At 71.2% G+C, this 25,674-nt stretch carries 27 protein-coding genes; 14 read left to right on the plus strand and 13 right to left on the minus strand.

The window, feature by feature from the left end; genetic code table 11:
- Positions 1 to 7: 7 nt before the first annotated feature.
- The 3 genes from ectA to VA596_RS06010 form a co-directional block, all read right to left on the minus strand.
- A complete protein-coding gene (ectA, locus tag VA596_RS06000) occupies positions 8 to 658 on the minus strand; it encodes a diaminobutyrate acetyltransferase (protein ID WP_323324309.1) in 651 nt (216 codons plus the stop codon).
- A gap of 123 nt (positions 659 to 781) precedes the next feature.
- Positions 782 to 3,733: a patatin-like protein gene (locus VA596_RS06005; protein WP_323324310.1), complete on the minus strand. Its 2,952-nt coding sequence runs from the start codon at positions 3,731 to 3,733 to the stop codon at positions 782 to 784.
- Between the two features lie 102 nt (positions 3,734 to 3,835).
- Positions 3,836 to 4,822: a zinc-dependent alcohol dehydrogenase family protein gene (locus VA596_RS06010; protein ID WP_323324311.1), complete on the minus strand. Its 987-nt coding sequence runs from the start codon at positions 4,820 to 4,822 to the stop codon at positions 3,836 to 3,838.
- Positions 4,823 to 4,935: 113 nt separating this feature from the next.
- Here VA596_RS06010 and VA596_RS06015 point away from each other — a divergent pair, with 113 nt between their 5' ends.
- On the plus strand, positions 4,936 to 5,292 hold the full coding sequence (locus VA596_RS06015; protein ID WP_323324312.1) for a winged helix-turn-helix transcriptional regulator: 357 nt from the start codon (positions 4,936 to 4,938) through the stop codon (positions 5,290 to 5,292).
- Here the strand turns inward: VA596_RS06015 and VA596_RS06020 are convergent.
- Both VA596_RS06020 and VA596_RS06025 read right to left on the minus strand, forming a co-directional pair.
- A complete protein-coding gene (locus VA596_RS06020) occupies positions 5,289 to 6,524 on the minus strand; it encodes a DUF445 domain-containing protein (RefSeq protein ID WP_323324313.1) in 1,236 nt (411 codons plus the stop codon). The genes VA596_RS06015 and VA596_RS06020 overlap by 4 nt on opposite strands.
- A 4-nt stretch (positions 6,525 to 6,528) precedes the next feature.
- Positions 6,529 to 7,320: an Abi-alpha family protein gene (locus VA596_RS06025; RefSeq protein WP_323324314.1), complete on the minus strand. Its 792-nt coding sequence runs from the start codon at positions 7,318 to 7,320 to the stop codon at positions 6,529 to 6,531.
- Positions 7,321 to 7,402: 82 nt separating this feature from the next.
- Here VA596_RS06025 and VA596_RS06030 point away from each other — a divergent pair, with 82 nt between their 5' ends.
- Positions 7,403 to 8,224 (plus strand): maleylpyruvate isomerase family mycothiol-dependent enzyme, encoded by an 822-nt coding sequence (locus VA596_RS06030; RefSeq protein WP_323324315.1) that lies wholly within the window; start codon positions 7,403 to 7,405, stop codon positions 8,222 to 8,224.
- On the opposite strand, the gene VA596_RS06035 is transcribed toward VA596_RS06030, so the two are convergent.
- The 4 genes from VA596_RS06035 to VA596_RS06050 are packed head-to-tail and all read right to left on the minus strand — an operon-like array spanning position 8,221 to position 11,454.
- Positions 8,221 to 8,661, minus strand: a complete 441-nt coding sequence (locus tag VA596_RS06035; protein WP_323324316.1) for a LapA family protein — start codon at positions 8,659 to 8,661, stop codon at positions 8,221 to 8,223. The genes VA596_RS06030 and VA596_RS06035 overlap by 4 nt on opposite strands.
- Positions 8,662 to 8,707: 46 nt before the next feature.
- The gene (locus tag VA596_RS06040; RefSeq protein ID WP_323324317.1) at positions 8,708 to 9,847 is read right to left on the minus strand and encodes a dipeptidase; all 1,140 of its coding nucleotides are present in this window, start codon (positions 9,845 to 9,847) and stop codon (positions 8,708 to 8,710) included.
- Between the two features lie 42 nt (positions 9,848 to 9,889).
- Positions 9,890 to 10,492, minus strand: coding sequence for an alpha/beta hydrolase (locus VA596_RS06045; protein ID WP_323324318.1), 603 nt, complete (start codon positions 10,490 to 10,492; stop codon positions 9,890 to 9,892).
- A complete protein-coding gene (locus VA596_RS06050; protein WP_323324319.1) occupies positions 10,492 to 11,454 on the minus strand; it encodes a ring-cleaving dioxygenase in 963 nt (320 codons plus the stop codon). The genes VA596_RS06045 and VA596_RS06050 overlap by 1 nt, the downstream gene beginning before the upstream one ends.
- A 157-nt stretch (positions 11,455 to 11,611) precedes the next feature.
- On the opposite strand from VA596_RS06050, the gene VA596_RS06055 reads away from it, so the two are divergent.
- Positions 11,612 to 12,034: a MarR family winged helix-turn-helix transcriptional regulator gene (locus VA596_RS06055; RefSeq protein WP_458364006.1), complete on the plus strand. Its 423-nt coding sequence runs from the start codon at positions 11,612 to 11,614 to the stop codon at positions 12,032 to 12,034.
- A gap of 30 nt (positions 12,035 to 12,064) precedes the next feature.
- Here VA596_RS06055 and VA596_RS06060 read toward each other — a convergent pair whose 3' ends face one another.
- The 3 genes from VA596_RS06060 to VA596_RS06070 form a co-directional block, all read right to left on the minus strand.
- Entirely contained in the window at positions 12,065 to 12,937 is an 873-nt protein-coding gene (locus tag VA596_RS06060; RefSeq protein ID WP_323324321.1) for a helix-turn-helix transcriptional regulator, read from the minus strand.
- 209 nt (positions 12,938 to 13,146) lie between these two features.
- Positions 13,147 to 14,310 (minus strand): MFS transporter, encoded by a 1,164-nt coding sequence (locus VA596_RS06065; protein WP_323324322.1) that lies wholly within the window; start codon positions 14,308 to 14,310, stop codon positions 13,147 to 13,149.
- Positions 14,311 to 14,478: 168 nt separating this feature from the next.
- Positions 14,479 to 14,907, minus strand: a complete 429-nt coding sequence (locus VA596_RS06070) for a hotdog fold thioesterase (protein WP_323324323.1) — start codon at positions 14,905 to 14,907, stop codon at positions 14,479 to 14,481.
- A 274-nt stretch (positions 14,908 to 15,181) separates the two neighbouring features.
- On the opposite strand from VA596_RS06070, the gene VA596_RS06075 reads away from it, so the two are divergent.
- The 9 genes from VA596_RS06075 to VA596_RS06115 are packed head-to-tail and all read left to right on the plus strand — an operon-like array spanning position 15,182 to position 23,384.
- Complete coding sequence (locus VA596_RS06075; protein ID WP_323324324.1) at positions 15,182 to 16,171, plus strand: AvrD family protein; 990 nt, start codon at positions 15,182 to 15,184, stop codon at positions 16,169 to 16,171.
- Between the two features lie 16 nt (positions 16,172 to 16,187).
- The gene (locus VA596_RS06080; protein WP_323324325.1) at positions 16,188 to 16,907 is read left to right on the plus strand and encodes an AAA family ATPase; all 720 of its coding nucleotides are present in this window, start codon (positions 16,188 to 16,190) and stop codon (positions 16,905 to 16,907) included.
- An 8-nt stretch (positions 16,908 to 16,915) separates the two neighbouring features.
- The gene (locus VA596_RS06085; protein WP_323324326.1) at positions 16,916 to 17,908 is read left to right on the plus strand and encodes a beta-ketoacyl-ACP synthase III; all 993 of its coding nucleotides are present in this window, start codon (positions 16,916 to 16,918) and stop codon (positions 17,906 to 17,908) included.
- Between the two features lie 15 nt (positions 17,909 to 17,923).
- Entirely contained in the window at positions 17,924 to 18,169 is a 246-nt protein-coding gene (locus VA596_RS06090; protein ID WP_323324327.1) for an acyl carrier protein, read from the plus strand.
- Complete coding sequence (locus tag VA596_RS06095; RefSeq protein ID WP_323324328.1) at positions 18,166 to 18,879, plus strand: HAD family hydrolase; 714 nt, start codon at positions 18,166 to 18,168, stop codon at positions 18,877 to 18,879. Before VA596_RS06090 ends, VA596_RS06095 begins: the two co-directional genes overlap by 4 nt.
- Positions 18,876 to 19,817: an NADP-dependent oxidoreductase gene (locus VA596_RS06100; RefSeq protein ID WP_323324329.1), complete on the plus strand. Its 942-nt coding sequence runs from the start codon at positions 18,876 to 18,878 to the stop codon at positions 19,815 to 19,817. The genes VA596_RS06095 and VA596_RS06100 overlap by 4 nt, the downstream gene beginning before the upstream one ends.
- Before the next feature lie 23 nt (positions 19,818 to 19,840).
- Positions 19,841 to 21,385, plus strand: coding sequence for an MFS transporter (locus VA596_RS06105; RefSeq protein WP_323324330.1), 1,545 nt, complete (start codon positions 19,841 to 19,843; stop codon positions 21,383 to 21,385).
- A gap of 17 nt (positions 21,386 to 21,402) precedes the next feature.
- A complete protein-coding gene (locus tag VA596_RS06110) occupies positions 21,403 to 22,959 on the plus strand; it encodes an FAD-dependent monooxygenase (protein WP_323324331.1) in 1,557 nt (518 codons plus the stop codon).
- An 11-nt stretch (positions 22,960 to 22,970) separates the two neighbouring features.
- Positions 22,971 to 23,384 (plus strand): nuclear transport factor 2 family protein, encoded by a 414-nt coding sequence (locus VA596_RS06115; RefSeq protein WP_323324332.1) that lies wholly within the window; start codon positions 22,971 to 22,973, stop codon positions 23,382 to 23,384.
- Positions 23,385 to 23,435: 51 nt separating this feature from the next.
- Here VA596_RS06115 and VA596_RS06120 read toward each other — a convergent pair whose 3' ends face one another.
- Entirely contained in the window at positions 23,436 to 24,302 is an 867-nt protein-coding gene (locus VA596_RS06120) for a helix-turn-helix transcriptional regulator (RefSeq protein ID WP_323324333.1), read from the minus strand.
- A 152-nt stretch (positions 24,303 to 24,454) separates the two neighbouring features.
- On the opposite strand from VA596_RS06120, the gene VA596_RS06125 reads away from it, so the two are divergent.
- Together VA596_RS06125 and VA596_RS06130 are read left to right on the plus strand one after the other, a co-directional pair.
- The gene (locus VA596_RS06125) at positions 24,455 to 25,201 is read left to right on the plus strand and encodes a dienelactone hydrolase family protein (RefSeq protein WP_323324334.1); all 747 of its coding nucleotides are present in this window, start codon (positions 24,455 to 24,457) and stop codon (positions 25,199 to 25,201) included.
- Positions 25,201 to 25,590, plus strand: a complete 390-nt coding sequence (locus tag VA596_RS06130) for a carboxymuconolactone decarboxylase family protein (protein ID WP_323324335.1) — start codon at positions 25,201 to 25,203, stop codon at positions 25,588 to 25,590. Before VA596_RS06125 ends, VA596_RS06130 begins: the two co-directional genes overlap by 1 nt.
- The last annotated feature ends 84 nt before the right edge of the window (positions 25,591 to 25,674 follow it).

The raw sequence follows: 25,674 nt of genomic DNA on the forward strand, positions 1-25,674 counted from the left end.
TTTTCTCCTACTCGCCCGGATCTTTGCGTACCGACAGCGGACCGATGCGGTAAAGCTCTTCGGCCAGGTGCCCGGCTTCGGGGAATTCGTCCCCGCCGAACAGCACACTGGTTTCCACCGTGGCGTTCCAGCGCTTCGCGAACGACGTGAACAGCCGGATGGACGCTTCGTTGTCCGGGGTGATGGTGGTCTCGAGGTAGCGCACCCCGTCGGCGACGAGTCGCGTGTACAGCGCATCCAGCAGCGTGCCGGCCAGGCCCTTTCCTCGCTGCGACGCGTCGACCGCGACCTGCCAGACGAACCCCACGTCGGGTTCCTCCGCCCGGCGGTAGCCGGTCACGAATCCGACCGCCTTGCCGTCTTCGCGCGCGACCACCGATGTCTCGGCGAAATCGCGGCACCACAGCATGTATGCGTACGGCGAGTTGAGATCGAGCTTGGCGGAATCACGCGCGATTCGCCACAGCTCCGCGCCGTCCGCCTTGGTCGGCGATTCGATCAAGTGCGTTACGGACATACTCAGGAAACGTAACAGAGAATTTTCCGGCCGCCAGCGACGCAGCTCACGACCCCCGCGATGACCTGGGAGGACGTGGAGTACCCGGTGAGGAGTCCCACAAACGTGTTTGATCAGGGAAGTTCCGGGGCAGACGGCCATCCTGGTCGCGCACCCGTGGCCGGCGACCTATCCGCACCATGAACCCCCGGCGCGAAGATCGCAAGGCGCCGGGCCGAATCCGGGTGGCCGACCTCACGGCACTTTCACGTGAAAGTGCCGCGCTCAGCTCCGGCGGTGGGCCTTCAGTGCGCGCCAGACGGCGTTCACCGGCATCACCACCGCCGGGAGGACGAGCAGCCCGGACACGACCAGCCACCACACCGCGCCCTCGCCGCGGCGCCAGCCGGCCACCACGTCGCCGAGCCAGCCGAAGAACGGCCGCGCGAGCGGGGGCAGGAACGCCGCGAGCAGGAGCGCCACCACGGCCAGCGCCCCCAGCACCGTGAACGCCCGGCGCGGGGCGCGGCCCATCGTGAGGACCGCCGTCGCCAGGTAGACGACCGCGCCGGCGAGCACCGGCAGGCCGATCCACGACAGCACCACGCTGCCGTTGCCGCCGATCACCACCCCGGCCAGCAGGGTGAGCACCGCGGCGGCGATCGAGCCGGCCGCACCCGCGCGCGAGGCGTGCCCCGCGATCCTCGCCGCGACGCGGCTGACGGTCCGCAGGATGCGCGCGACCGTCTGCGGCCAGCCCGCGGGCAGCCGGAACGCGACGGTGCCGGCGTTCACCGTGGCGGCGCCCAGCGCGACCACCGTCCGGGTCAGGCGCGCGGTGCCCTGCTCCCCGGCGAGCCGCTCGGCCGAGACCCGGCAGGCCTGGAACTCCTGCTGGACACCCACGTCGGCCGGGCGCTCCCGGCTCTTGAGCTGGGCGAGCGCGGCACCGAGACCGGATTCGTCCTTGCGGTCGTAGTCCGCCGCGAGGGAGACGACCGGCAGCTCCTCCGCGGCGATCTCGGCCTGCCGCGGCCGCGCCAGCACCATGGCCGTCACCGGCATGCTGATCGGGCGGGCGGTCCCGAAGCCGACCGGGTTCAGCGCGGAGTCCAGGCCGAGGAACGCCAGTTCGGCGCTCAGCTGGTCCTTCAGCTGCTGGATCTCGGCCGCCTCGCCGTTGTCGGCGCGCTGCGGCTCGCGCCAGAGCGGCGTGAAGGCCGCGACGACCTCGTCGCGGAACGCCTCGGGCCCGATCAGGTCGCGCAGGGTCTCCAGCCGCGCCGGGTCGAGCAGGCACTGCACCAGCCAGCCGGCGCCGTCGACACGGCCCCACATCCAGTCGCTGGCCCGCCACGACGCCTTGTAGAACGCGCCGAAGTAGTCCGCCTGCATCCCGGTCAGCTTGTCGCCCGACCGGCGCCGCTTGAGATCCAGCAGCGTCCGGGAGTCGGCGCTGACCTGCACGAGCTCGACCCGCTGGTCGACCGACGGCGCCTGCGCGAGCAGCCCGCGCGTCGCGACGTGCAGGCCGAGCAGCCGCGCCTGGACGACGTCGTCGCCCCCGGTGCCGAGGTCCAGCCAGTCCAGCAGCGTGGTGACCGTGTCGTCGTCGTCCGGCTTCGCGGTCGCCAGCGCGCGCAACGTCGGCGCCGCGGCCCGCAAGGCCGTGACGACCATCGGCCAGGCCTGCGCGACCGCGTCCGAGCGGCCGAGCCCGGCCCACTCCTGCGCGAGTTCGCGGATCCACACTTCGAGCGTGCTGCTCGCGCCGGGCCCGTCGTGCGCGGCGATCCACTGCGCCAGCCGCACGCCCCGCGCCGACGTCCGCCGCGCCGCGTGCAGCCCGGCCCGCGCGGCGTTGAGTTCCTTGGCCTCCACCGGGTCCGGCCCGAGCCGGAACCCGGCGTTGATCAGCTGCAGCCCGGTCGCCACGGCGTCGTCGAGCGCGCTCGTGCGGTAGGCGACCAGCTCGGGCACGCTCACGGCGGCCGACGGCGGTCCGGGCGGGATGCCGGTCTTGAGCCCCTCGACGGCGACGCTGCGCAGCTGCTGCGACATCCCCGACGCCCACTCGCGGTCCTCGGTGTCCACATCGGACAGTGCGTAGCGGCGGGTCGCCACCTGGACCAGCTCGGCGGCGTCCTCGGCCGTCCGCCGGTCCAGGTACGCCGTCGCCAGCCGGTGGTCGACCAGTGCCGCCGGACCGCCGCGCAGCCCGAGCGCGGCCAGCGAGACGCGGGTGTCGCGGGCGCGGACGACGGCGTCGTTGTGCCGGGTCAGCTCCTCCAGCTCGGTACTGATCGACTGGCTCATCACCGTCGAGACGACCCTGCTCATCGCGTTCGACAGCAGCGGCGGGTTCGCCGGGTCGCAGTCGAGCGCGACGGTGTCCCGTTCGCCGGTCGGCACGACGTAGAGCAGCAGCCGCCGGACGTCCGAATGGGACGGGCGCTCGAAGATCTCCCGCAGCGCCGGCCGCAGCGGTTTGTTGAGCAGCACCCCGCCGTCGGTCAGCCAGTGCGACCGGGTCAGGTCGGTGTAGGCGGTCATGTCGGGGTGCAGCTCGTCGGCGACCTCGGTGCCGATCGGCATCCGGGACAGCTCGAACGCGCCGGGGAACGAGGCGGTGGAGCGCGCGGCGAGCGCCAGCGGCCCCGCCACCCCGTTCGTCCACAGTGGACCGTCGAAGCGGAAGAGCATCCGGTGTTCGGTGTCGCGCACCAGGTTCCCCAGCGCGTCGTCGAACCGGGTCGTCTCGCCGTCGACCATCGTGCCGGTGAGCAGCACCGTGATGTCCGGGGGTTCGGCGGGCGGGGTGCCGTACCCGGCGATCGCCTGCAGCGCCCTTTTCACGTCACCCAGCAGGACGCGGTCGCCGTCGAGGATCGACCGCGGCTCCCGCTCCAGCGGGTCGCGGATCAGGTTCTCCAGGGACCCGGTCTCGATCCACGTGTCGCGCAGCACCTGCGGCGTCGAACCGAACGCCTCCGCCAGCCCGAGGCAGGCCGCGTTGATCCCGCCGGCGCTGGTGCCGGTCAGGACGTCGATCGACACCTTGGCGCGCAGGAGGTCCAGCAGCCCGCGGTAGAACCCCGCCTCTTCGCCCCGCGACTCCCGCAGCAGCTGGGAGGTCTCGGTGGCGACGCCGCCCATCCAGATGGCGAGGCTGGAGCCGCCGACCATGGTCATGGCCAGGCGGATCTCCTGCTGCCACGGTTCCGCTGTCTCAGCCATGGGCTCCCCTGCCCCTAGTAGTCCGACGCAGAGTAGAGGCGTGAGGTGAGCGCGGGGATACGTCCAGGTGTACGGCCGTTCGGGTGGACCTCGATCGGCCTGTCAGCCGCCCACCGTGACCACCACCTTGCCGAACTGGCCGTTCGCCTCGAGGTAGCGGTGCGACTCGGCGACGTCGGTGAGGTCGAACGTCCGGTCCACGCGGGGCCGGAACGTGCCCGCGCGGACGCCGGCCCGGATGAAGTGGCCCGCCCGGTCGAGGCGTTCCCGGTTCATGGTCAGTTCGAACGCGTTGAACATCCGCATGGTCGGCGGGGTCCACAGCGGGAACGGCGTCTCGGGGACGTCGAGTGCGCCGTAGACGACCAGCGTGCCGCCGGGCGCCGTCGCGTCGGACAGCGCGCGCACGCCCGGGCCGGCGACCGCGTCGAAGACGAAGTCCGCGCCGTGGCCGCCGGTGACCTCGCGGGTGCGGCTGACGACGTCCTCGTCGTCGGTGACGATCACGTGCGCCGCGCCCGCGTCCAGCAGTCGCCGCCTCTTCGCCGCGGTGCGCGTCGCGGCCAGCGGGATCGCGCCGATGTGGTTGACGACGTCGATCGTCGCCAGCCCGACGCTGCTCGACGCCGCCGTGATCAGCACGAAGTCGCCGGGGCGCACGTGTCCTTCGTCGACGATCGCGCCGTACGCGGTGAGGAACGGTCCCCACAGCGCGACGGTTTCGGTGGCGTCGAGCCCTTCCGGACGCCGGAGGGCCGCCGAGGCGGGCACGATCGCCGCTTCGCCGTAGACGCCGTAGTTCCGCATCGAGAAGCCCGCGACCGTGCTGACCGCGTCCCCGACGGCGAACTCCGTGACGCCGTCACCGAGGGCCTCGACGATCCCGGACGCCGAGTAGCCGAGCTTGGCCGGAAACTCGTCCGGGCGCTCGAAGTACGTGCCGGAGCGGAACATCGCCTCGGCCCGGTTGAGCCCGATCGCCTCGACCCGCAGCCGCAGTTCGCCGGGGCCCGGCGCACCGAGGTCGACGTCCACCAGCTCCAGCACTTCCGGTCCGCCTTCGGCGGCGAACCGCACTGTCTTCGTCATTCCCGATTCCTTTCGCCTGTCTCGGAATCGATCGTGGACCGGCGGCGTTTCCGCTGGAAGACGGCACTTTTCTGGTACGACGGCACACGACTGTTACGAACGAGGTCAGGGCGATGGACAACACCGAAACTCCTCCGGCCGACATGTGCTCCCTGCGCGAGGTGCTGGACCTGGTGGGCGACAAGTGGGCGATCCGGGTCCTCGTCCAGCTCGGCGGCGGCCCCCGGCGGTTCAGCGAACTGGAGCGCGCCCTCGACGGCGTCTCCCGGCGGATGCTGTCCCTGACGCTGCGCGGCCTGGAGCGCAACGGCTTGGTGACGCGCAAGGTCTACCCGGAGGTCCCACCGCGGGTGGAGTACACGATGACCGCACACGCGGCGGAGCTGGACGAACCGCTGCACGCCCTTTCGGCGTGGGCGGCGAAGCACCGGGAGAAGGTGGGCGCGGCGAGGCGCGCGTACGACGCCTAAGCCGCCAAGTGCTCCAGCAGCAGGACCTGGGCCTCACCGACCGCGAAGCCCAGGACCGCGCCCGTGGCGATGAGGATCCATTCGTCCTGTTCGAAGGCTGGGCGCAGGAGGCGCTCGAACTCGTGCGGGGACAGTTCCTTCATCTTCGACACCAGGACGTTGCGGATGTCCATCGCGTCCGTTGCGTAGTCCTCGATGTAGCGCATGGTTTCCGGCAGGCGGTTCATGATCTGCGACGCGATCGAGAGCTTCATGTCCTGGTACTTGCGGCTGCCCACGGCGAACACCACCAGCGGCCGCGCGACGCTGCCCAGTTCCTCGTCGAGCTGGCGCTGGATCAGCGCGAGGACGCGGTCGGACAGCGGGCCGTGCAGGATCGCCTCGATGACGTTGTGCGGGGTGATGATCTCCTTCGCGATCAGCTCGCCGTACGCCTCCGCGACCTCCTTGCGCCGCTTCAGGAACAGGCCCTGCCACTCCACTCCGAAATACCGCCGCGGCTCGATCGGGTAGAAGATCATCCGCAGCGCGAGCCAGTCGGTGAACCAGCCCGTGAACAGGCCGAACACCGGCATGATCAGCGGGAACTTGAACAGGATCCAGGCGATCATCTGGATGACGCCGATCGCGCCGCCGAAGACCAGGCCCGACCTCGCGATGAACTTGAACTCCTGGGCGCCGGCCTCCTGGAAGATCCGGTTCAGCAGCCGCTTGTCCTTGACGAGGCTGGTGACCACCATGCCCTTGAGGTCGAACACACTATCCACATCGGACTTGATCAGGTCGAGCACGGCGGCGACCATCCGCGGCGACTCGTGCTGGACGCGCTCGATCACCAGCCGCTGCACCCGCACCGGGAGCGACTCCCAGAGCCCCGGCTGGTAGTGCCCGGCGACCTCGCGCACGATGTCCTCGACGCCCGCGAGCAGCGGTTTCTCGATCTCCTGGGCAATACGAGAAGCGTCCAGCCGCGCGACGACCTCGGCCGGCTTGATCAGCTGCTCGGTCATCGTGTCGCAGGCGATGCTCGCCATCCGCGCGGCGCGCTTCGGGACGATGCCCTGCCAGCCGAAGAACGGCTTGACGCCGATGAACTCCACCGGCTGGAACATCATCCGGATGGCGACGAGCTTGGTGCCGTAGCCGATCAGGGCCGCGACGATCGGGATCGAGACGTAGAGGGGCCAGTGCTGGGCGAAGTCGGCGACGATGCCGGCGAGGAACGACCCCATCCCGCTAACCGAGGCTCGGGTCGCAGGCCTGCCAGAACTCCGCGCCGAGGCGCGAGACGTGGATCGTGCGTTTGACGAACTTCGCCCGCTTGACGTGCTTCTCCGCGTCGCGCACGGTCTCGTCCGTCATCAGGATCTCGTACTGCGTCTCCAGCGCCGGGACCTCCTCGTCGAGGTCGACCAGGCCGAGCCCGATCAGCCGGGTGACGTAGCCGGGCACCTGGTCGGGCAGCGACACCCCGGCCGCCTTGCCGACGGTCGAGGCGTTGCGCAGCACGAGCCGGCCCGCGCCGCCGAGGCCGGTGCGCTCCGCGACGTCGATGGCCGGGAACGGCGAGCCGTCGGACAGCGCCGACAGGATGCGGGCCTCGTCGGGCGTCAGCTGGCGCAGGATGATCGCGTAGAAGTACTCGCGGGCGCGGTCGCGGCCGAAGCCGATGGAGTGGTTGAGCAGCTCGGCCATCGCGGCGCGCAGCGGCTCGGCGTGGTTGTCGCGCGCGGGCACGATGGTGACCGTGGCTTCGACCCTGCCGGGCACCGCCGGGCGGTTCATCGCGGACGCCGCGGTCAGCGCCGCGTGGTACGGGTCGTCCACCTCGTCGAGACGTCGGCGCAGCTCGGACAGCAGCTGCCGCTCCACCTGCCGCACCCCGCGTTCGGCGGTCTCGACGCCGGGCAGCCGGCGCGTGAACGCGAACCCGGTGCGTGCGGCCCAGCCGGCCAGCTGGCCGGCGCGGCGGGCCAGGTCGGCCACCTCGTCGCCGGTGCCCCGGCCGTTCGGTCGCTCTGCGTTCACGAGCGCACTCCCCTCTGCTTACGCGGTGATGCTACCTGCGGGTAGGCCGAATGGTCGTGTGACGACCGGCATGATGTGCGGCATGAATCCATGGGGTCCGCCGATCGACGTCCTCCCGTACTTCTCGAAGGAGGAGCAGTCGCTGATGACGCTGCTCAGTGCGTTGACGGAGGAAGACTGGACGCGGCCGACGATGTGCGCCGGCTGGTCGGTCAAGGACATTGCCGCCCACCTGCTGGGAGACAAGGTCAGCCGGCTCTCGCGTGGCCGTGACGACCACCAGTCGGACGGCCCGCGTCCCGGCGAGGCGTTCCCGCGGTTCATCGACCGGCTCAACGAGGAGTGGGTCGTCGCGTGCCGCCGCCTCTCGACGGACGTCCTGCTCACGATGATGTACGAGTTCATGGGCCAGACCACCGAGTACTGGGCGAAGCTCGACCTCGACGTCCTGGGTGAGCCGGTCAGCTGGGCGGGCGACGGGCCGGCGCCGCGCTGGCTGGACGCGGCCCGCGACTATTCGGAGTTCTGGGTCCACCACGTCCAGCTCCGCGAAGCCCTCGAGCACACGCCGCTCGAGGCCGAGTACGCCGAGCCGATCGCCGACACGTTCGTCCGCGCGCTGCCGCACACCCTGCGCGACGTCGACGCCCGCGTCGGCAAGCAGGTCGGCTACACCGTCACCGGCAAGGGCGGCGGCAGGTGGCACGCCCGCCGCGAGCGTGACGGCTGGGTCCTGGACCGCGGCGCGCCGCCGTCGCGCACCCCGCTGGCCGCCGTGGCGACGGACCTGGACACGTTCTGGCGGCTCTGCACCCGCAACGCGCCCGACCTCGGCCGCGTGAAGACTTCGGGCGACGAAAACGTTTGCGCGGTCGTACTCGGGATGACGTCGATCATCGTCTAGCGGCGGCGCGGGCTCCGGGCCTGTTTCCGCAGCTGCAGGATCCGGGCGCCGCCGATCAGCGCGACCAGCGCCGCGCCGCCCAGGGCCGAGAACAGCATCGCGATGGCCAGCGGGAGGCTGCCTTCGGCGCCGAAGAAGTGGACCGTCGCCGGGTCGAGGTTCTGCAGGATGAACACCAGCAGGATGGTCAGCACCAGCAGGCCGGCGATCACCGCGACCCAGGTGCCGCTGATCCGCGTCGGCCGGGCCTTGCCCCGGCCCGCGGACGGCGACGTGCCGACGCGCGTCGGCGCCGGGCGCACCGGCGTCACTTCCTCGGGGCCCGGGCGCACGTCGCCCGCGCGCTGTTCGGCGGGCTCCAGCGCACCCTCCGGAACCTCGGTCCCGGGCAGGTCGTGGCTGGTGGGGCCGGTGGCGTCCCCGCGCGCGTGCGTCATGCGTCCAGTGTCCGCCCAGCACGCGGGGAGCGCCGCGTCAAACCCTCTAACGGGTGTACGCGTCGACGTCCCGGAGCACGCGGAGCGTGTTCTTCCCGGCCAGTTTGGCGCAGTCCTCGTCACTCCACCCACGGTCGAGCAGTGCGGCGAACAACACCGGGTACTTGGACGTGTCCTCCAGTCCCTCCGGCAGCGTGCCGACGCCGTCGTAGTCGCCGCCGAGGCCGATGTGGTCGACCCCGGCGACCTCGCGCGCGTGCTCGACGTGCGCGACGACGTCCTCGACCGTCGCCTTCGGCTTCTCCGGTGCGTCCCAGGCCTTGACGAACTCGCCGCGCTGCCCCAGGTCCCGGTAGTCCTGGCCGGCCTTGGCCATCGCGGCCTTGAGCTGCTCGTCCCAGGCGGCGACCTTCGGCGAGATGAACGCGGGCACGAAGGTGACCATCGCGACGCCGCCGTTGCCGGGCAGCTGCGCGAGGACGTCGTCGGGGATGTTGCGGGGGTGGTCGTTGACCGCGAGGCACGACGAGTGGCTGAAGATCACCGGCACCGAGCTGACCTCGATCGCCGCGCGCATGGTCGACGGCGCGACGTGCGAGAGGTCGACCATCATGCCGATCTTGTTCATCTCGCGCACGACGTCGCGGCCGAACCCGGTGAGCCCGCCGTGCACCGGCTCGTCGGTGCCCGAGTCGGCCCAGGTGGTGTTGAAGTTGTGCGTCAGCGTCATGTACCGGACGCCGAGGCGGCGCAGGGCCCGCAGCACGCCGAGCGACTCGGCGATGCTGTGCCCGCCCTCGGCGCCGAGCAGCGACGCGATCCGGCCGTCGGCGAACGCGGCCTCGGCCTCGTCCGCCGTGTCCACCAGCCGGAGCCGGTCCGGGTAGCGCTCGGCCAGCTGGTGGACGATCTCGATCTGCTCCAGCACGGCGGTGACCGCGCTGTCGCCCTCGAACTGACACGGCACGTACACCGACCAGAACTGCATGCCGAGCTTGCCCTCGGCGAGCTTCGGGAAGTCGGTGTGCAGCTCGGGCTGCCGGACGGTCAGGTCGAGCGAGTTGACCGCATCGACCGGGTTCGCGCCACCGTGCTGCCGCAGCTCCCACGGCAGGTCGTTGTGCCCGTCGGCGAGGATGACCCCGTCCAGCAGTGTGGTAGCACGCTGTAGTGCCTCGTTAGTCATCACCCGATCCTAGGGTGACGCCGTATACGCTCCGTACAATCGCTACACCGCAAGCCACTTCGCGGCCGCGTGGACACCGTCCACAGTGACCTGATGCCCGCCTGGGTGACGATCCGTGACGACGTCGGCACCCCGCTCACGCAGCAGCCGGATCAGCTCCTCGGTCGACGCCAGCGGCGCCATCGGGTCGTGCTCGCCGTTGGCCAGGAAGATCCGCGACGCGCTCAGGTCGTGCGACGGCGGGTCCGGCACCGGCGACATCGCCGCGAACAACGCGGCTTCGCGCACGACCTCGGGCCGCAGCAGCGCGACGGCGGCCGCGATGTTGGCGCCGTTCGAGAAGCCCACGGCGACCAGCCGCCGGCCGCCGAAGCCGTACTTCTCCCGCGCCTCGACGACGAAGTCCGCCAGCTCGTGCGCCCGCTTGACGACGTCCTCGTGGTCGAAGACGCCTTCCTCGAGCCGCCGGAACCAGCGCGCGGCGCCGTGCTCCGACACCGGCCCGGCCGGGGCCAGGGTCGCGGCGCCCGGGGACAGCTCGCGCGCCAGGCCGAGCAGGTCGTCCGGGCCGCCGCCGGTGCCGTGCAGCAGGAGCAGCACCGGTGCGTCCGGCGCGCCTTCGACGTACTTGTGCGTCAGCGTCATCACAGCTCCGGGTTGTTCTCGGCGGGGAGGTTCAGCTTCGGGAGCATGTGCTGGATCTCGTCGCGGCGCGGCTCCAGCCACGGCGGCAGCTTGAGCGCGCGACCCAGCTCCAGCAGCGGCTCGTCGATGGCGAACCCGGGCTCGTCGGTCGCGACCTCCAGCAGGGTGCCGCCCGGCTCGCGGAAGTAGATCGAGCGGAAGTACTGCCGGTCCAAAATGGACGTCACGTTGACACCCTTGTCCACGAGCTCCGCGCGCCAGGTCTTCTGGGTCTCCTCGTCGGGCGCGCGCCAGGCCACGTGGTGCACGGTGCCGGCGGCGACCAGCCCGCGCGGCGCGTCCGGCGTCACGAGGACGTCGACCAGCGCACCCGGCCCGCCGTCGCCGGCGGCGAAACGCAGGCGGTTGCTCTCCTGGGTGGCGAAGCCGAGACCGAGACCGTCGGTCAGCATCGCCGCGGTCGCGTCCTCCTGGTTCACCGACAGCGTCACCGAGTGCAGGCCGCGGATCGCGTGCTCGGCCGGCACCAGTTCGGTGTCCCACGGGTCACGCGGGTCGCCCTGCGGGTGCGCGACGAGCGCGAGCTGCAGGCCGTCCGGGTCGCGGAAGGTCAGCGTGTCCTCGTCGTCGGCGTTGCGCACCTGGCCGGTCTCGATCTTCTGGGCGTCCAGGTGCTGCTTCCACCAGCCGATGGAGGCCTCCGGTACGGAGAACGACGTGGTCGTCGCCTGGCCGGTGCCGAGGCGGCCGCTGGGCGCGTCGGGCCACGGGAAGAACGTCATCAGCGAGCCCGGCTTGCCGGAGCTGTCGCCGTAGTAGAGGTGGTAGGTGCCCGGATCGTCGAAGTTCACGGTGGTCTTCACCAGCCGGAGTCCGAGGGTCCGGAGGTAGAAGTCGGCGTTGCGCTGCGGGTCGCCGCCGATGGCGGTGACGTGGTGCAGGCCGGACGTCTTGATCGACATGGGATTGCCTCCTCAGGCCAAGGTAACCCCACAACCTCTCGCGCGCAAGATATATTCCGGACAGACTCTCCGGTAGGCTGCGACCGTGACACCCGATCAGAGCGCGAGGCACTCTTTACCGCCGAGCGCCCATCAACACAGCACCGACGACGACGAGATCGTCACCTGGTGGGGCCTGGTCATCGAGGGGTACCTGGCCACGCAGGACAAGCTGATGGGCGAGATCGCCGAGCGCTTCGGCCTCGCGCCCGCGTCGTTCGACATCCTGGTGCGGCTGGTCCGCTCGCCCGACCACCGGATGCCGATGACCCGGCTGGCGACCGAGGCCGCACTGTCCAGCGGCGGCTTCACGAAGGTCGCGGACAGGCTGGTTGCGGCCGACCTGATCTGCCGCGTCCCGAGCCCCGACGACCGCCGCGTGACGTTCGCGTCGCTGACCGACCACGGCCTGGAGGTGGCGAACAAGGCCCGCGCGGCCGCCGCGGACATCCTGCGCCGGATCGTCCTGACCCCCCTGGGCGACGACGCGGCCGGGCTCGCCGAGGCGATGCGGACCCTGCGGGCGTTCAACGGCGACTGAGGGGCCTCCCGGCGGAGACCCCTCAGTCACTCAGCTGGCCGCGGGCTGCGCCTCCCGCACGACCGGTTCGTGCTTGCGCAGCAGGGTTTCCAGCTTCACCCGAGTGTCCGACGCCGGGCAGGGCAGGTGCAGGAACAACCGGATGTCGTCCGCGCCGTCGACGCGCCACGCGTGCACGTCGAAGCTCAGCCGGCCCGCGTCCGGGTGGTCGATCTCCTTCCGCTTCTTCCACGAGCCCAGCACTTCGTGACTGCGCCACAGCGCCGCGAACCGCTCACTACGCGAACAGAGCGACGCGATCAGCCTGCCGAAGCCTGGGTCGTTGTACCGGCCCGCCGCGGCCGCGCGGAACTGCGCGACCGCTTCGCGTTCGACGCGCTCGGGGTTCGAATAACGCGACCGCACCTTCTCGTTGGTGAAGAAGCTCTCGAGCAGGTTGCGGTCACCCGGCCCGATCCCGAACACGATCCGCGCCGAGGCGTTGAAGTCGATCAGGTTCCACAGTTCGTCGACCACCAGCGCCGGGTTCGGCAGCCATTCGTCGACCACCTGACCGGCGTCCAGGCCCAGCGGTTCCACGCCGAGCCCGGCGTCCTGCCCCAAGCTGATCCCCAGCAGCTGGTACAGGTACCGGAACTCGGAGTGGTCCAGCCGCAGCGCCCGGCCGATCGCCCGGGCGACGTTTTCCGAGACGTTGATGTCGCGACCCTGCTCGAGCCAGGCGTACCAGGACGTCCCGATCCCGGCCACCACCGCGACCTCCTCCCGGCGCAGGCCGGGCGTCCGCCGCTTACCGGACGAAACGGACAGGCCGATATCCGCCGGCGCGAGACTCGATCTTTTGGTTCGAAGAAAATGCCCCAGTTCCACTCGATTTCTGCTATAGCCCCCAGTTTTACCCATGCTTCCATACTAAGTCGGTCAATACACAAGTCAAGGAAAAGCGCAACCCGTAGCCGTGCGCACACCGGAAGTAGCGCGTCAATTGATCGACCCCATTCAGGCGATCGGATAATTCAGAATAGTCCTCAGCCGACAACCGGTAGATGATCTTCTTGTCGAATATCGGGCGCACGAAAGGGCGACCCCGGCGTCGCGTGCCGTTAAAGGAGTTAACGCGCGCGACACAAAGTCTGCACGGCCCAGATCGCCAGCGCGAGCACGGCGAATACGGCGCCCGCCGCGCACACCGCGAGCCAGCCGCCCGCCGCGTAAGCCGCACCGGAAACCGCGGAACCCACCGCGCCACCGAGGAAATAGGTGCCGGTGTAGGCCATCGTGATCCGGCTGCGCGCTTCCGGGCGCAGGGCGTAGATGGTGCTCAGGTTCGCGACCTGCACCCCCTGCACGCCCAGGTCCAGCACGACGACCCCGGCCATCAGCGGGAGCAGGGCACCGCCGCCGTCGATCGCCATCAGGCCCCAGGCGAGCAGCACGGCCAGCAGCAGCGCCCCGGTCGACCACCGCTCCCAGCCGCGGTCGACGAACCTGCCCGCGACGCGCGCGGCGTACGCGCCGACCGCCCCGAGCAAGCCGAACAACCCGATCACGGCCTCGCCGTAGTGGTAGGGCGGGCCGGCCAGCAGGAACGCCGTCGTCGCCCAGAACGCGCTGAACCCGGCGAAGCTCAGGAAGCCGTAGAGGCAGCGCAGGCGCAGCACCGGTTCTTCGCGCACGATGGCCACGACCGAGCGCAGCAGCCCCCCGTAGCCGAGCCGGGCGCCGACCGGGACCGTCGGCAGCTTCCGGTGCAGCAGCAGCGCGAGCACGACCATCAGCACGGCGGCGGCGACGTAGACCGCGCGCCAGCTGCCTGCCCACTGCGCGACCAAGCCACCGCCGGTGCGGGCCAGCAGGACGCCGACCAGCACGCCGCTCATCACCCGCCCGGTGACCCCGCCGCGTTCGGCGGGCGCGGCGAGCGTCGCGGCGAACGCGACCATGATCGGCGCGACCACCGCACTGGCCGCGACCAGGCCGGAAACCACGGTCAGCACGGTGATCGACGGCGCCGCGGCCGACACCGCCTGGATCACCGCGACGATCGACAGCAGCGTGACGATCAGCTTCCGGCGGTCCACGATGTCGGCCAGCGGCACCACGAACACGAGCCCGGCGGCGTAGCCGAAGGTCGTCACGGTGACGATCAGCGAGGTCTCGCCGCTGCCGCGGTGGAACTCGTCGGCGATGGCGGTGATCAGCGGCTGGACGTAGTAGATGTTGGCCACCGCGAGCCCGGCGGCCACCGAGAACAGCGTGACCATCAGCTTCGGCATGCCCGCACCGGGAAGCAGCGTGACACGGGCGGGCGAGCTTGACGTGGCCACGGCTGGCGGACCTCCGGACGTCGCGGGTTCGCCCCCGAGGGTCCCAGCGACCGCCCGGCGCGAGCCAGACCACGTTCTTCCCCCGGACCGCCGGTACCGGTACCGGGACTACCACCCTCAGCGCGACGCGGGCCGCGCCCGGCGGCTGATGGCGCAGGTCAGGCGGGCCGTGCACGTGCGGCGGCCGGCGTCGTCGGTGATGACGATCTCGTAGGTGGCACTCGATCTTCCCTCGTGCAAGGGCTTCGCCACACCTCGCACCGTGCCCGAGGCGACCCACCGGTGGTGCGTGCACGACAGGTCCAGCCCGACCGCCTGGCCGTCCGGGCCGGCGTGCTGCCAGGCTGCGAACGAGCCGAGCGTCTCGGCGAACGCGGCGTTCGCGCCGCCGTGCATGATCCCGACCGGCTGGCGGTTCCCGGACACCGGCATCGTGCCGACGACCAGGCCGGGGCGGCATTCGCCGATCACGATGCCGAGTTTCGCGATCAACTGCTCGGCCTGGTCGCCGACGAGAATCGCGCGTCCGGAAAATTCGGCGTCCATGGATGTCCTCCGTAAATGACCACGAAAATGATTCGGCAAGCGCTCCGACGTTTTTCAGGCTAAGCCGGTTCCCGGTGCGGTCCGCCGGTTCCTGTAGGCCAGATCACAGTGGTGGTGGCAGTACCCGCATACCGGTATGCGTACAAATCGACGCTGGCAGGGAGGCTGCCGGGCTTGTTAGGTTTTTGACATCCAGCCGCCGTCGATGTCGGTTCACCCATCCGGCCACGCTGTCTCTTCCTCCTTTCGCCGCACACTTTCGATCGGATGAAACATGCCCGAAACCTCCTTGCGCCACGCCGTCGACGACTATTTGGGTCCGGGCGCCAAGCGCTTCTTCTCCGCCGGTTACCGCCGGGTCGGTTACCACTTCGGCCCGGTCGTCGCCGACGTGCGGAGCGAGCACGACGCCGACGTCACCACGACCGCCGGGCTCACCTACCCCGCCGACTGGTCCAAGAAGCTCGCCGACACGGACCTGCGCCCGCACCTGAGCACGATCGACGCGATCCTGCTCGGCGTCCAGCTCGCCGAGGCCTGCGTGGTGCGGACGTTCCGCCTCGATCCCGCGGCCCACCGGACGCTGTGGGTCCGCCGGGTCCGGATCCGCGCCGGCCGTGCGCCGGAGGAGGACCTCACCGAGCTGCCGCTGGACGGGCGGCTGACCGGCACCGGGGCCGGCACGGCGCTGCCCGCGGTGTCCGTTGTGGACTGCCGGGTCGGCGCGATGCGGGTGCGCTGCGAGATCGAGCACCCCGGCGGCGCGGCCCACCCGGGTCACGACCTGCTGCCCAGCCTCGACACGCTGCTCGGCCCGGCCAAGAACCGGTACTACGGCTCGGGTTTCACCCGCGGCGCGCACCGGATCGACGACCTGGAGCTGGACCTCGGCGACCTCATCGCGACCGCGAACGTCGACCTGACCGACGCGAACACCACGCAGGGCGCCGAAGCCGCGTACATCCCGGCACCCACCATGGTCGACGCCTTCGCCACCGGCCTGCAGCTGGCCCAGATCCTGCTCTACGAGCTGGACGGCATGCACCGCCGTGACAGCAACACCCTCTGGATGCGCACCACCACGCTGACGAGCGTCAGTCCACATCGGACGTTCCGGCCGGGCCTGCCGCTACACACCCGGCTGGCGAACACCCGGCTCGTCGAGATGAACGAAGGGGTCTGGCGCACCGCCGACATCCTCACCGAGTTCGCCGGCGTCGCGTTCACCTGCGGCGTCACCCACGCGCTGCCCCACGGCAGCTGAAACCCCAGGAGATCTCATGAAACTCGCCATTTCCGGCACCTACTCCTCCGGCAAGACCCTCACCTCCTACGCGCTGGCGCACTACGTCGACATCCCGCGCACCCGGGCCCGCACGATGCGCGAGCTGCTCCCGATCGCGGTGCCCGGCAAGACGCTCGAGGAGTGCTCCGGCGCCGAGCTGATCCAGCTCATCGTGCGCCGGCACGTCGAGCGCTGCGTGCACGAGAGCCACCTGACCAAGGGGTTCGTCTCCGACGGCTCGTCGCTGCAGGAGTGGCTGTACGGCGCGGTGCGGGTGATCGTCGGCATCAACCCGAACGACTCGGTGCACCTGTCCGACGTCGAGACCGTCGAGCGCACGCCCGACATGGAGTTCTTCGACGCGGTCATGACGCAGCTCGGCTCGGCGATCAAGGACCACGTCCGCGAGACCTACGACGCGTTCGTGCACCTGCCCAACGAGCTGGAGCTGGCCAAGGACGGCCACCGCCCGGTCAACGAGCGGTTCCGCCGGCTGGCCGACGAGGGCATCGCGGGGGCGATCGACGAGCTGGGCATCCCGCGTCACGTCGTCGGCGGCACGCTGCCGGAGCGGCTCAACAAGATCGTCGACCTGTTCGGCTTCGCACCGGTCATGACGGTCGAAGAGGCCATCGAGCGCGCCCGCCAGGAGTACCAGGCGGTCGACATGACGATCGAGTCCGACCGGGCCTGGGCCGTGTCGGCCGTCTCGTGAAGGGCGCGATGAACCGGGCCGCGGTGCTCACCGGACTCGGCTCCACCGTGCCGGACCGGGTCGTCACCAACGCGATGCTGGCCGCCCGGATGGACACGTCCGACCAGTGGATCACCTCGCGCACCGGCATCCGCGAGCGCCGCGTGGTCGAGCCCGGCACCGCGACCAGCGACCTGGCCACCGAAGCCGGACGGCGGGCGCTGAAGTCCGCCGGGGTGGACACCGTCGACGCGCTGGTGCTGGCCACCACGACCCCGGACCACACCTGCCCGGCCACCGGGCCGACCGTGGCCGACCGGCTCGGGCTGGGCACCGTACCGGCCTACGACGTCGCCGCGGTCTGCTCGGGGTTCCTGTACGCGCTGGCCACGGCGGCCGGGCTGATCGCGCTCGGCACCGCGGACCGCGTCCTGGTGATCGGCGCCGAGGCGTTCACCACGATCATCGACCCGGACGACCGCACCACCGCGCCGATCTTCGGCGACGGCGCCGGCGCGGTGGTGCTCGAAGCCGGCGACGAGTCGCAGCGCGGCGCACTGCTCGGTTTCGACCTCGGCAGCGACGGCGCGCTGGCCGACCTGATCATCGTCCCGGCCGGCGGCTCGCGGCAGAAGACGTCCGCCGACGCGGGCGACCACTTCATGAAGATGCAGGGCAGGACGGTGTTCACCAACGCCGTCCTGCGGATGGCGTCGTCGTCGCGGACGGCGCTGGCCCGCACCGGCTGGGGCCCCGCCGACGTCGACTGGCTCGTCGGGCACCAGGCGAACGTCCGCATCCTGCGCGCGGTCGCCGACGAGCTCGGCCTGCCCGCGGAGCGGGCCTTCGTCAACCTCGCGAAGTACGGCAACACCGCCGCCGCGTCCATCCCGCTCGCGCTCGACGACGCCGCGAGCGCCGGCCTGATCACCGCGGGCGACCGCGTCCTGCTCACCGCGTTCGGCGGCGGGGCCAGCTGGGGCGCGGTGACGCTCGAGTGGCCCGACCTCCCACGCAACTAGACAACTGGGGAACACATGGAAACCACCGTCAACGCCCGTCTCGTCCAGCTGCTCGCCGACAAGGCCGAGCTGCCCGTCACCGAGCTGGCCCCGGACCGCACGCTGGAGGAGATCGGCCTCGACTCCCTGCACCTGATGGAGGTCGCGCTCTGGGTGCAGCGCGAGTACGGCGCGGTCGTCCCCGAGGGCGACCTGCACCACGACCTGACCGTGCGCGAGGCCCTCGCGTATCTCGACGAGAAGACCGCCGCGGTCCGATGACCCGGCGAGCGGCCTTCTTCGACGTCGACGGGACGCTCCTGACCGTCACCAGCCTGTTCCGGTTCCTCGCCTACGACTGCGCGGTGCGCGGTCAGCCGGAGTCCTATGTGGACGCCATGGCGGACCTGGACCGGCGGAAGGCGGCGGGCGCGTCCCGCGTCGAGGCCAACCGGGCGTTCTACGGGGTCTTCGCCGGGCGCTCGGTGGCCGACCTGGCCACCGGCGGCCGGCGCTGGTTCGACCTGGAACGCGCGCTCGGCGGGCTGTTCGACCCGCGCGTGCTCACCATGCTGCACGCCCACGCGGCCGGTGGCGACCTGGTCGTGCTGCTGTCCGGCTCGTTCGCGCCGTGCCTCGCCCCGATCGCCCGGCTCACCGGCGCGGACGTCGTCGTGTGCACCGAACCGGAGGTCGGCGAAGGCCGCTACACCGGCCGGGTCGCCGACCCGATGGTCGGCCCGCGCAAGGCGGTGGCCGCCGCGGCGGTCGCCGCCGAGCACGGGATCGACCTGGCCGACTGCTTCTCCTACGGCGACGACGCTTCCGACCGGGCGGTGCTCGAGCTCACCGGCTGCCCGGTCGTCGTCGGCGACGACCCGGACCTGACCGAGCGGGCCGCGCGGCTCGGCTGGCGGCGGATCCCCGCCTTCGCGGCGGCCGACCGGCCGCCGCTCACCCTCCCGCAACCCGTGAAAGCAGGAACCCCATGAAGGCCGTGCAGACCACCGCCGCCGGCGACCCGGACGTGCTCGTCCTGTCCGAAGTGGACAGACCGGCGCCGGTCCCGACCGAGGTGCTGGTACGGGTGCGCGCCGCCGGGGTCAACCCGGTGGACTGGAAGATCCGCGGCGGAGTGTTCCCGAGCGGTGCGCTCGGCGCGCCCCCGTTCGTGCAGGGCTGGGACGTCGCCGGCGTCGTCGAGGCCGGGCCGCGCGTGACGCGGTTCCAGCCCGGCGACGAGGTGTTCGGCCTGCTGTGGTTCCCGCGCCAGGCCGGTGGGTACGGCGAGTACGTCACCGCGCCCGCCCGCCAGTTCGCGCGCAAGCCCGCGTCGCTGAGCTTCCCCGAGGCGGCCGGGCTGCCGATGGCCGGCCTGACCGCCTGGCAGACCCTGGTCGACGTCGCCGGGATCGGCGCGGGCGACCGCGTGCTGATCACCGCGGCCGCCGGCGGGGTGGGGCACCTGGCGGCGCAGATCGCGCACGCGCGCGGTGCCGTCGTCACCGGCACCGCGCGCGCCGCCAAGCACGAGTTCCTCGCTTCGGTGGGCGTCGACGAGGCCGTCGACTACACCGCCGTCGACGTCCGCGAAGCCGTGCGCGACCAGGACGTCGTGCTCGACCTGCTCGGCGGGGAGCACACGCTCGGCCTGCTCGGCACGCTCCGGCCGGGCGGCCTGCTGATCCTCACCATCGGCCAGGTCACCGCCGAGCTCGCCGCGGCCGCCGCCGCGCGCGGGGTCCGCATCACCGGGTTCCTCGTGGAGCCGGACTCCGCCGGCCTGGCCGAGCTGAGCCGCCTGGTGGAGCGCGGCGAACTGAGCGTCCACCTCGACCACGTGCTGCCGCTGGCGGACGCCGCCAAGGCCCACGAGCTCGGGGAAACCGGGCGCACCACCGGAAAGATCGTCCTGCACGTCTCCGAATAGCCAACCCGCGAAGGAGTTCCGACGTGTCAACCCCGTTGTCCGCACGGCGCGCGAGCCCGGCGATCACGCTCGTCGCCGTGTGTGTCGCCTGTGGACTGCTACCGGCGTCCCTGACCGGGACGTCGATCGCGCTGCCCGCGATCAGCACCGACCTCGGCGTCTCCCTGGTCAGTCTCCAGTGGATCGTCAACGCCTACAACCTCACCTTCGCGAGCGTGATGCTCGCCTCCGGCGCGCTCGCCGACCTGCTGGGCCGCAAGCGGATGTTCACCATCGGCCTGGTCGGTTTCCTCGCCTGCACCGCGGCCGCCGGCTCGGTCTCGGACATCGTCGCGGTGGACGTTCTGCGCGGTGCCGCGGGGGTCGCGGCCGCGATGGTGCTGACCGCCGCGTCCGCGATGCTGGCGCAGACCTTCGAAGGCCCCGCCCGGATGAAGGCGTTCGGCTGGCTCGGCTCGTCGTTCGGCCTCGGCCTGGCGCTCGGCCCGTCGACGTCCGGCATCCTGGTCGACCTCTGGGGCTGGCGCGCGGTGTTCTTCGCGCACGCGCTGATCGCCGCGGCCGTGCTCCTCACGCTGCCGAAGCTCGCCGAGTCGCGGAACCCGGACGCCTCGGGCGTCGACTGGCTCGGCACCACGACGTTCAGCGGCAGCCTGTTCGCGCTGACCCTCGCCCTGGTCGAAGGCCCGCAGCTGGGCTGGGCCGCGCCCGCGGTGCTGGTGCTCTACGCCGCGTTCGCCGTGCTGCTCGTCGCGTTCGTGGTCGTCGAACACCGCCAGGCGCGGCCGATGTTCGACCTCGGCCTGTTCCGGCAGCCGAAGTTCGTGGCCGTCTGTCTGATGCCGGTGCTGCTCGCGTTCGGGTTCGTCTGCCTGCTGGTGTTCCTGCCGTCGTTCTTCATCGGCGTCAACGGGATGAGCGCGCAGCAGGCCGGGCTCACCATGCTGCTGCTCACCGTGCCCGTGCTGGTGTTCCCGGTGGTGGCCGGCACCGTGAGCAAGACCGTGCCGCCGCGGGTGCTGCTCGGCGTCAGCCTGCTGCTCGTCGCCGCCGGGGCCGCGTGGCTCACCACGATCGACCGGACGTCGAGCGTCGGCACGCTGCTCGGCCCGCTGCTCGTGATCGGCACCGGCGTCGGGATCTCGTTCGGCCTGCTGGACGGCGCGGCCATCAGCACCGTCGACGCGTCGCGGGCCGGGATGGCCGCGGGGATGTTCAACACCATGCGCCTCACCGGGGAGGCCGTCGCCATCGCCGGGATGGGCTCGCTGCTGGTGAGCCTGACCCAGAACGGCCTGGCCGGCGGCATCGGCGCGTACCCGGCCGCGGGGGACGCGGCCGCTGTCGCCGACAAGGCCGCCCAAGGCGGGATCGCCGATCTCGCCACGACGGTGCCCGCCGGGCAGCAGGCGGCGTTCACCGAGTTCGTGTCCGGCTCCTACACTTCCGCGTTCCACACCGTGCTGTGGCTGCTGGCCGCGGTCTGCGCGCTCGGCGCACCGGCCATCGCCTGGATGCTGCGCGAGCGTACGTCCACTGTGGATGAACTGGCACCCGCCACTTCCTGACTCACGAGGAGTGAACCATGGCAGAGAAACTGCCGGTCCTGATCGTCGGCGGGGGCCCGGTCGGGCTCACCGCGGCGGCCGAGCTCGCCCGGCGCGACGTGCCGGTGCGGCTCATCGACAAGGCCGGCGAACCCAGCCCGCTCACCAAGGCCCTGATGGTGTGGCCGCGCACCCTGGAGGTGTTCCGCCTGCTCGGTGGCGGTGAGCACATCGAGACCTACGGGCTGCCCGTCGACTCGTTCCGCTACTACTCCGAGAGCAAGCAGATCTGCCGCATCGCCTTCGGCGCCGAGACCAAGCCGTCGGTGATCACCCAGCCGGACGTCGAGACGCTGCTGCGCAAGGCACTCGCCGACGCCGGCGGCAGCACCGAGTGGGAGACCGCGCTCACCGGCCTGCGCCAGGACGGCGACGGCGTCGAGGTCACCCTCGCCGGGCCGGACGGCCGTGAGGAGCTGACCCGCTTCTCCTACGTGCTGGGCACGGACGGCGCGACCAGCACCGTCCGCAAGCTCGTCGGCGTCGAATTCCAGGGCAGCACCTACGAAAACCTGTTCATCCTGGCGGACAGCTCGATCGAGGGAGACCTGCAACGCGACGCGGTGCACTACTACTGCTCGTCGCGCGGGGTCATGGTGCTCATCCCGCTCTACAACGGACGGTTCCGGGTGTTCACCGCCGGCCCGCCGGGCATGCGCCCTGAGGACCTGACCCCGGCCGTGCTGCAGGAGTACCTCGACAACCGGGGCCCCGGCGGCCTGCGGCTGCACGACATCGACTGGCTGACGACGTTCAGCATCCACGCCCGGCACGCGGAGAAGTTCCAGGTGGGCCGGGTCTTCCTGGCCGGGGACTCGGCGCACGTGCACAGTCCGGCCGGCGGGCAGGGCCTCAACACCGGTGTCACCGACGCGCACAACCTGGCCTGGAAGCTGGCCCTGGTCCACCGCGGGCTCGCCTCCCCGCAGCTCTTTGACAGCTACGGCAAGGAACGGGCGTCCGTCGCCTCGGCGGTCGTCAAGCAGGCGCAGGCGCAGACCAAGGCGTGGATGTTCAAGAAGCGCTGGCAGACCACGAGCCGCGACATCGCGGCCGGGCTCGCCGGCCGGTTCGGGCTGTTCGACCGGTACTACTCGCCGTGGCTGGCCGGGCTGACCAACCACTACCCGGCCGGGACCGCGGTGGCCGGCCCGGTCGAGAAGCGCACCCGGAAGACGAAGGTCCTCAGTGGACACCTGCTGCCGAACGACCCGGTCCGCTTCGAGAACACGACGGCGCCGCTGCGCGCGCTCGTCCCGACCGACCGGTACACCCTGCTGGCCCACGGGACGGACCCGATCACGCAGGCGACGGCCCGCGCCCTGCTGGCCGAGCACCGCGAGCTGCTCACCCTGCGCGTGGTGCACGCCGACGGCACGCTGACCGAGGACTTCGCGCCGGCGGCGTCCGCGGGCGAGAAGCTGTGGCACCCCAAGGGTTTCACGCTCGCCCTGGTGCGGCCCGACCACTACGTGGCCGCCGTCGACCCGGCGGCCGTGCGCACCCACCTCACGAGCATCCTTCCGACCCGCTAAGGAGATCCCCTGTGTCCACCCCCACCACCGTCCGCGACACCGCCGCGACGATCGGCGAGTTCTTCACCCGCTTCGGCGGCGGCGACCGGCCGGGCCTGCTGGAGCTGTTCGCCCCGGACGTCGACTTCGCCGTGGCCGGCGCCGAGGACGTCGTGCCCTGGGCAGGTAACCGATCCTCCCTGGCCGCGGTCGACGAGTTCCTCCGGATCTCGCTCGAAGACGTCACCACGGAGCAGTTCGACGTCGCGAAGATCCTCGTCGACGGCGATGACGGCGTGGTGCTGGGCGCGTTCGCGCACCGGATCCACCGCACGGACAAGGTGTTCCGGAGCTCGTTCGCCCTGCACGTCCGTGTCCACAACGGACTGATCTTCCGGTACCACATGTTCGAGGACAGCCACCGCGCCGAACTCGCCTGGCGCTGACCTACGAGAAAGGGCCCCCGGCGCGTGCCGGGGGCCCTTTTCGTTGCTGTATCAGGCTTCTTCGGACTTCACCGGCTCCGCACGTTCCGGCGACGGGCCGGTCCACATCGCCAGCAGCTCCAGCGCCGAGGCCGCCGGGCTGGCCGGCTCCGGGCTGAACGCCACCAGCCGCTGCCCGGTCTCGCCCGGCAGGTCGAAGTTCTCGAACCGCAGGGTCAGCTCGCCGACGACCGGGTGCCGGAACCGCTTGCTGCCGTGCGTCCGCTGCTTGACGTCCCGCCCGGCCCACAACGTCCGGAACTGCTCGCTCTTCATCATCAGCTCGCCGAGCAGCGTCGCGAGGACCTCGTCGTCGTCGTGGTGGCTGGTCGCCAGGCGCAGGGTCCCGACGGTCGCGCGCGCGACGTCCTGCCAGTCGATGAACCGCTCCTTGCTGTCCGCGTCGAGGAATCCGAAGCGCGCGAGGTTCCGTTCGCGCGGCGTCACGGACTCGAAGTCGAAGAACAGCTGGGCGGCCAGGCGGTTCCAGGCCAGCACGTCCATGCGGTGGTTGATGACCATCGCCGGCACGCGGTCCATCATGCCCAGCAGCTGCGTCAGCTCGGTGCGGACCCGCTCGGGCCGCGGCGAGCGCATCGACGGCCGGGGGCGGGCCAGGCCGTCGAGGTAGCGGCGCTCGTCGGCGTCCAGCTGCAGCGCGCGGCCGATGGCGTCGAGCACCGCCTCCGACGGCCGGGACGCCCGCCCCTGCTCGAGCCGGACGTAGTACTCGACGCTGATCCCGGCGAGCGAGGCGACCTCCTCCCGGCGCAGCCCGGCGACGCGACGGCGGGCGTTGGCCTCGATGCCGGACTGGCCGGGATCGATCCGGGCCCGTCGCGACTTGAGGAACCGGCCCAGCTCGTTCTGCTCGCTCATACGGCCAGTGTGCCGCACGAACCCGCCGGTCAGCGTGGTCCTGCCAGTACCAGTACTGCCCGTCCGGGGGTCGGACCGGGATCTGGCCGGGGGTCTCGCGCGCCCCCAGACTGGCTTCAGCAGCCAACCGGAACCCGAAAGGTGGACACAAGATGTGTCACAGCACGGACAGCCGCCCGCCCGCTCTGGCGAACCCCGGCGAGGTCGCCCAGGACGGTGCGCTCGAGCTCACCTCCGCGGACGGCACGGTGTTCTCCGCGTTCCACGCGATCCCGGCCGAGCCCAACGGCGTCAACATCGTCATCCTGCCGGACATCCGCGGCACCCACCCGTACTACCAGGCGCTGGCGAACCGCTTCGCCCAGGCGGGGTTCACCACCGCGGCCATCGACTACTACGGCCGCACCGCGGGTGTCGGGGTGCGTGACGACGAGTTCGAGTGGAAGCAGTACCTGCCCTCGGTGCAGCCGGACGAGGTCGCCGCCGACGTCAAGGCCGCCGCCGAGCACCTCACGAACTTCAACACCGGACCGGTCTTCACCGTCGGCTTCTGCTTCGGTGGCGGCCAGTCCTGGCGGCTGTCCGCGAGCGACCTCGGCGTCACCGGCGTGATCGGGTTCTACGGCCTGCCGAAGCTGGTCAACGACGTCGTCGACGACATCTCCGCGCCGCTCCTGCTGCTGCTCGCCGGCGCCGACGTCGCGACGACGCCGGAGGAGTTCGAGACCTTCGCCAAGAACCTGGACGCGGCCGGCAAGACGTACGACATGCACGTCTACGAGGGTGCCCCGCACTCCTTCTTCGACGCGACCTACGACGAGTGGCAGGAGGCGTGCGACGACGCCTGGAGCCGCATGATCACCTTCATCGAGACGCACAGCGCGAAGGTCCCGGCCTGATGGAGCGGTCGGCGCGGTTCGAGCGCGGCGCGGCGCGGTTGGCCGAGATGGGCGGCGACATCGCCAACATCACCGGCCCGCTCGCCGACGTCGCGCCCGACCTGGCGACCCTCGTCGGCGAGTTCGCCTTCGGCGACCTCTACACCCGCCCTGGGCTCGACCTGCCGCAGCGGCAGCTGGTCACCATCGCCGCTTTGGTCACGTTGGGTGACACCGAGCGCCAGCTGCGGTTCCACACCAACGCGGCGCTCGACGTCGGCCTGAAGCCGTCGGAGATCGTCGAAACCGTGATCCACCTGCTCGCCTTCGCGGGCAACCCGCGCGTGTTCAACGCGATGCTCACCGTCAAGGGCGTCTTCGCCGAGCGCGGGCTGCTGCCCGTCGAGTGAGCCAGGGGCCTCCCGCGCGCCCCCTCCGCGCGGGAGGCCCCGTTCCTCGCGTTGAAAAAGACGTGCTGGTCAGAGCCCTCCGGC

Source organism: Amycolatopsis heterodermiae (assembly GCF_034929455.1).
GTDB lineage: Bacteria > Actinomycetota > Actinomycetes > Mycobacteriales > Pseudonocardiaceae > Amycolatopsis > Amycolatopsis heterodermiae.

What these genes read in the sequence shown, in the direction of transcription:
- ectA (WP_323324309.1), bottom strand. Translation starts at nt 658, where the DNA reads ATGGCCGTCTGCCCCGGAACTTCCCTGATCAAACACGTTTGTGGGACT.
- VA596_RS06005 (WP_323324310.1), bottom strand. Translation starts at nt 3,733, where the DNA reads ATGGCTGAGACAGCGGAACCGTGGCAGCAGGAGATCCGCCTGGCCATG.
- VA596_RS06010 (WP_323324311.1), bottom strand. Translation starts at nt 4,822, where the DNA reads ATGACGAAGACAGTGCGGTTCGCCGCCGAAGGCGGACCGGAAGTGCTG.
- VA596_RS06015 (WP_323324312.1), top strand. Translation starts at nt 4,936, where the DNA reads ATGGACAACACCGAAACTCCTCCGGCCGACATGTGCTCCCTGCGCGAG.
- VA596_RS06020 (WP_323324313.1), bottom strand. Translation starts at nt 6,524, where the DNA reads ATGGGGTCGTTCCTCGCCGGCATCGTCGCCGACTTCGCCCAGCACTGG.
- VA596_RS06030 (WP_323324315.1), top strand. Translation starts at nt 7,403, where the DNA reads ATGAATCCATGGGGTCCGCCGATCGACGTCCTCCCGTACTTCTCGAAG.
- VA596_RS06035 (WP_323324316.1), bottom strand. Translation starts at nt 8,661, where the DNA reads ATGACGCACGCGCGCGGGGACGCCACCGGCCCCACCAGCCACGACCTG.
- VA596_RS06040 (WP_323324317.1), bottom strand. Translation starts at nt 9,847, where the DNA reads ATGACTAACGAGGCACTACAGCGTGCTACCACACTGCTGGACGGGGTC.
- VA596_RS06045 (WP_323324318.1), bottom strand. Translation starts at nt 10,492, where the DNA reads ATGACGCTGACGCACAAGTACGTCGAAGGCGCGCCGGACGCACCGGTG.
- VA596_RS06050 (WP_323324319.1), bottom strand. Translation starts at nt 11,454, where the DNA reads ATGTCGATCAAGACGTCCGGCCTGCACCACGTCACCGCCATCGGCGGC.
- VA596_RS06060 (WP_323324321.1), bottom strand. Translation starts at nt 12,937, where the DNA reads ATGGGTAAAACTGGGGGCTATAGCAGAAATCGAGTGGAACTGGGGCAT.
- VA596_RS06065 (WP_323324322.1), bottom strand. Translation starts at nt 14,310, where the DNA reads ATGCCGAAGCTGATGGTCACGCTGTTCTCGGTGGCCGCCGGGCTCGCG.
- VA596_RS06070 (WP_323324323.1), bottom strand. Translation starts at nt 14,907, where the DNA reads ATGGACGCCGAATTTTCCGGACGCGCGATTCTCGTCGGCGACCAGGCC.
- VA596_RS06075 (WP_323324324.1), top strand. Translation starts at nt 15,182, where the DNA reads ATGCCCGAAACCTCCTTGCGCCACGCCGTCGACGACTATTTGGGTCCG.
- VA596_RS06080 (WP_323324325.1), top strand. Translation starts at nt 16,188, where the DNA reads ATGAAACTCGCCATTTCCGGCACCTACTCCTCCGGCAAGACCCTCACC.
- VA596_RS06085 (WP_323324326.1), top strand. Translation starts at nt 16,916, where the DNA reads ATGAACCGGGCCGCGGTGCTCACCGGACTCGGCTCCACCGTGCCGGAC.
- VA596_RS06090 (WP_323324327.1), top strand. Translation starts at nt 17,924, where the DNA reads ATGGAAACCACCGTCAACGCCCGTCTCGTCCAGCTGCTCGCCGACAAG.
- VA596_RS06095 (WP_323324328.1), top strand. Translation starts at nt 18,166, where the DNA reads ATGACCCGGCGAGCGGCCTTCTTCGACGTCGACGGGACGCTCCTGACC.
- VA596_RS06100 (WP_323324329.1), top strand. Translation starts at nt 18,876, where the DNA reads ATGAAGGCCGTGCAGACCACCGCCGCCGGCGACCCGGACGTGCTCGTC.
- VA596_RS06110 (WP_323324331.1), top strand. Translation starts at nt 21,403, where the DNA reads ATGGCAGAGAAACTGCCGGTCCTGATCGTCGGCGGGGGCCCGGTCGGG.
- VA596_RS06120 (WP_323324333.1), bottom strand. Translation starts at nt 24,302, where the DNA reads ATGAGCGAGCAGAACGAGCTGGGCCGGTTCCTCAAGTCGCGACGGGCC.
- VA596_RS06125 (WP_323324334.1), top strand. Translation starts at nt 24,455, where the DNA reads ATGTGTCACAGCACGGACAGCCGCCCGCCCGCTCTGGCGAACCCCGGC.
- VA596_RS06130 (WP_323324335.1), top strand. Translation starts at nt 25,201, where the DNA reads ATGGAGCGGTCGGCGCGGTTCGAGCGCGGCGCGGCGCGGTTGGCCGAG.